Below are 2,969 nucleotides of genomic sequence, written 5' to 3'. Positions count from 1 at the left end.
GACTGCCACGACATCAACAAGATAAGCTACTGCCCGTTCTGCTCCAAGCCCATATCGCTGGAGGCAGGTACAGTGGTGGAGAGGAGCATCAAGAAGGTCGTTCGGGAGGTGGTAGGGACCGAGTACGAGGACACGCCCGTGGAGAAGGGGACCAACGAATCCGTCACCCTGTCCGATGACAAGGTCTACCACGTAGATGTTTGCCATTTCGACAATGGCATGGTCGCCGTCTTCGATGTGGCCAGCGGTCAGCAGGTTCCAGAGCTGCAAGGACGCTTTGCAGAGAAGAAGGAGGCCATTGCCCAGGCGGTCAAGGATGGGAGGATAGTCATCGAAGCTGAGAAGCAACTTGAGGGAAGAAAATGACCAAGCTATATGACGGCGTGACCATTTCCCCCCGGACCAAGATAGAGGGGCACGAGCAATCGTTCATCGGCACCGGAGCATATATATTCACCCCGCTTTTAAAAATGGCTATCGGCTCGCACATCAATGCGCGTTGCATAGTCGCGGGAAGAGGCTCATTGACCATGGGCGCTTATTCTGTGCTAGGGTATGACGTCTTAGTGCTGACCTCGTCCGATACGGCGTGGGGCAACATGTCCGATTTTTGCAGGGATAAGGAGCGCTGCATCAGAACAGAGGACATATCTGTAGGCCCCCATGCCTTCGTCGGCTCCAAGTCCATACTCCTGCCTGGTGCCCACGTTCCCGAGGGAGCGGTCCTGGCCTTAAAGAGCGTCTTCGGACCGGACGACAAGCTAGAGCCGTGGGAGATACGGTACGCGGACGGGCATAGAATAAAGAGGGAGTTGAAGAGGGAAGTGGTGCATGCATGAACGGGGACTATAGGAACGACGATGCTACACATGTGAAGGGCATGGAGCTGCCTACTGTTCAGCTATCGCCCAGTTTCATGTACTGTGCGGTGGGTGTGAGAGACTGCGATGTATCGGATTGTGAGAACAACTGGTTGAACAAGTGCATCTGTTATTCCGGCATATCTATCAGGATGGTCGATAATATACCCAAATGCGTCAACTACATCAAGAGGAGAGTGGAATGAACATGGTCTATTGCCATATACACAGGATAAAGCATAAGGGCAGGCTGCGCAAGCAGGCCTGCAAGAACGCGAAAGATGCCAAGGTCTACGGTTACGTCAACTTTGTGAGATGGTGGAAGAAAGAGGGGAGAGTATGAGCGATTTCAGGATACCATTCGCCAATCCGGCCATGGATGAGGCTTCCGCAGAGGCTGCTTCAGGAACAATCAAGGAAGTGCTAATGAATGGGCACTTGTCCAATGGGGAGTACAACAGGAAGTTGGAGGAGAAGGTGGCCAAGATTAGTGGAGCGGACATGGCCATTACGTGCTCGTCCTGCTCGCAAGGCCTGATAGCCGCTTTGGCCGGTGCGCAGGTCGCCATGCTTGGAGAGAGGGACCGGAGGATAAAGGAGTCCAGGGACCAGATGGTCATCGGGTTCACCTCGTCGTTCACCTGGAACTCCACCATCGCCGCCATCAACGCCCAGGGCTGTCCGGTGTACTACATGGACATCGATTACGACTCATGGTGTGTCAAAGAGTACCCTATGGGCAAGGGACCGGCCTTCGCGTTAGCGGTCGATACGTTCGGTGCTCAGTTCGCCGCCCAGTCCCCCGTGCCCATCTTCTACGACAGAGCGCACTCGTTGGGGCAGAGGTTCAGGCACATCGGCATGGCCTCGGTGCTCTCCTTATCGCCGTCCAAGCTCATCACCGGCTGCGAGGGGGGCATCATACTGACCAATTCTCCCAAGTTCGGGAAAGCGTACACCATGACGCGGGACCTCATCTCCCGGCTGTCCGAACCGCACGCCATCATCGCGTTGGAGAACTTGAAGAAGTTGCCTGAGATACTGGAATGGAAGCAGGCGACGTATGATTACTACAAGATGAAGTTTCCCAGCTTCCAGTTCCAGCAGGGGGAGAGCAACCACCAGGTCATCGGCATGCTCGTGGACACGAAGAAGCAGAGGGACGGCCTCTACGATTACGCTGTCTCCCAGGGCCTGGAGGTCAAGGCCTACTACAAGCCGACGCACCTCCAGACCTCAGGCTACGATTGGGCGGGCAAGCTCCCCATCACCGAGGACATCGCCTCCAGGATTCTTTGTATCCCATCCTGGCTCAACTGTCCAAGAGAGGAGATAGTAGACATTATAAAAGATGGGGTTGATATTATCAGGAGGCTGAAGCCATGAGCGACGATGAGATTTGCCTAGTTACCGAGACCGGTTGTGGCGGCTGCAAGGAAGTGAAGAAGCTGCTGAAGAGGCCATTGGAGGATGGGAGAATCAAGGAGATTCCCATCGAGTCCGAGCTGGGTAAGGAATTGGACAAGGACTTCAAGTTCAAATACGTCCCGGCGTGCGTCATCAGGGACTCCAGCGGCAAGTACCGAAAGTGCAGGGATGGGCAAATCGATGAACTCATCGAGGACGAAATGAATAAAAGTTAGGAAGGGGTTTACTTTTTCTTTCCGGGCTTCTTCTTACAGCCGCACTTGCCCTTCTTCTTGCCATACTTACACTTGAGAGCGCACTTCTTGAGGCGTACCTTCATGAGGCTCACCGCCTACGGCAAGCGCAGGACTTCCTCTTAAAGCCACGGACGCACAGCTTACTACCGCATCCTTTCTTCTTCACGCCGATGACGACCTTGCCCTTTCTATATGTGTGATACTTTCTCGGCCTTCCTTTAGGCATGTCATCATCCTCAGCAGTGCTTCTTGCAGTATTTCGCGGCCTTCCGGAACTTCGGCTTGCAGCTTCCATGGCACTTCTTGCCCTTAAGCTGGCGGGACATGCAGTTGCTAAAGCCCTTGGACGTCTTGCACTTGCGACCTTTGAGCTTGGTCTTCCTACGCCTGCCGCGGGAACCTAGGGGAACGTATTTGTATGCCATATCAGCACTTCCCTCGGCCC

The 2,969-nt window shown here is 54.4% G+C and carries 8 protein-coding genes; 6 read left to right on the top strand and 2 right to left on the bottom strand.

All coding sequences use genetic code 11. The annotated features are described in order from the left end of the window. The 6 genes from PHI12_14645 to PHI12_14620 all read left to right on the top strand — a co-directional run. A partial coding sequence (locus PHI12_14645) for a hypothetical protein (GenBank protein ID MDD5512024.1) occupies positions 1-366 on the top strand: 366 nt, incomplete at its 5' end. Beyond that, on the top strand, positions 363-839 hold the full coding sequence (locus PHI12_14640) for a hypothetical protein (protein ID MDD5512023.1): 477 nt from the start codon (positions 363-365) through the stop codon (positions 837-839). The genes PHI12_14645 and PHI12_14640, both read left to right, overlap by 4 nt. Then, positions 836-1,066: a hypothetical protein gene (locus tag PHI12_14635; protein MDD5512022.1), complete on the top strand. Its 231-nt coding sequence runs from the start codon at positions 836-838 to the stop codon at positions 1,064-1,066. Before PHI12_14640 ends, PHI12_14635 begins: the two co-directional genes overlap by 4 nt. After that, the gene (locus tag PHI12_14630; GenBank protein ID MDD5512021.1) at positions 1,063-1,203 is read left to right on the top strand and encodes a hypothetical protein; all 141 of its coding nucleotides are present in this window, start codon (positions 1,063-1,065) and stop codon (positions 1,201-1,203) included. Before PHI12_14635 ends, PHI12_14630 begins: the two co-directional genes overlap by 4 nt. Then, positions 1,200-2,246 carry a DegT/DnrJ/EryC1/StrS family aminotransferase gene (locus tag PHI12_14625; GenBank protein MDD5512020.1) on the top strand — a complete coding sequence of 349 codons (1,047 nt, stop codon included), beginning with the start codon at positions 1,200-1,202 and terminating at the stop codon, positions 2,244-2,246. Before PHI12_14630 ends, PHI12_14625 begins: the two co-directional genes overlap by 4 nt. Continuing rightward, a complete protein-coding gene (locus PHI12_14620) occupies positions 2,243-2,503 on the top strand; it encodes a hypothetical protein (GenBank protein ID MDD5512019.1) in 261 nt (86 codons plus the stop codon). Before PHI12_14625 ends, PHI12_14620 begins: the two co-directional genes overlap by 4 nt. Positions 2,504-2,612: 109 nt before the next feature. Here PHI12_14620 and PHI12_14615 read toward each other — a convergent pair whose 3' ends face one another. Continuing rightward, the gene (locus PHI12_14615) at positions 2,613-2,750 is read right to left on the bottom strand and encodes a hypothetical protein (GenBank protein MDD5512018.1); all 138 of its coding nucleotides are present in this window, start codon (positions 2,748-2,750) and stop codon (positions 2,613-2,615) included. Between the two features lie 10 nt (positions 2,751-2,760). Beyond that, on the bottom strand, positions 2,761-2,969 hold a 209-nt coding region (locus tag PHI12_14610), incomplete at its 5' end, for a hypothetical protein (GenBank protein MDD5512017.1).

Source organism: Dehalococcoidales bacterium (assembly GCA_028716225.1).
Classification (GTDB): Bacteria; Chloroflexota; Dehalococcoidia; order Dehalococcoidales; family UBA5760; genus UBA5760.
Note: the sequence above shows the minus strand (reverse complement) of the source record. Positions and strands in the feature narration are given on the sequence as shown.

Bases quoted from the DNA above. Each gene is read 5' to 3' on its own strand.
- PHI12_14640 (MDD5512023.1), top strand. From the start codon at position 363: ATGACCAAGCTATATGACGGCGTGACCATTTCCCCCCGGACCAAGATA.
- PHI12_14635 (MDD5512022.1), top strand. From the start codon at position 836: ATGAACGGGGACTATAGGAACGACGATGCTACACATGTGAAGGGCATG.
- PHI12_14630 (MDD5512021.1), top strand. From the start codon at position 1,063: ATGAACATGGTCTATTGCCATATACACAGGATAAAGCATAAGGGCAGG.
- PHI12_14625 (MDD5512020.1), top strand. From the start codon at position 1,200: ATGAGCGATTTCAGGATACCATTCGCCAATCCGGCCATGGATGAGGCT.
- PHI12_14620 (MDD5512019.1), top strand. From the start codon at position 2,243: ATGAGCGACGATGAGATTTGCCTAGTTACCGAGACCGGTTGTGGCGGC.
- PHI12_14615 (MDD5512018.1), bottom strand. From the start codon at position 2,750: ATGCCTAAAGGAAGGCCGAGAAAGTATCACACATATAGAAAGGGCAAG.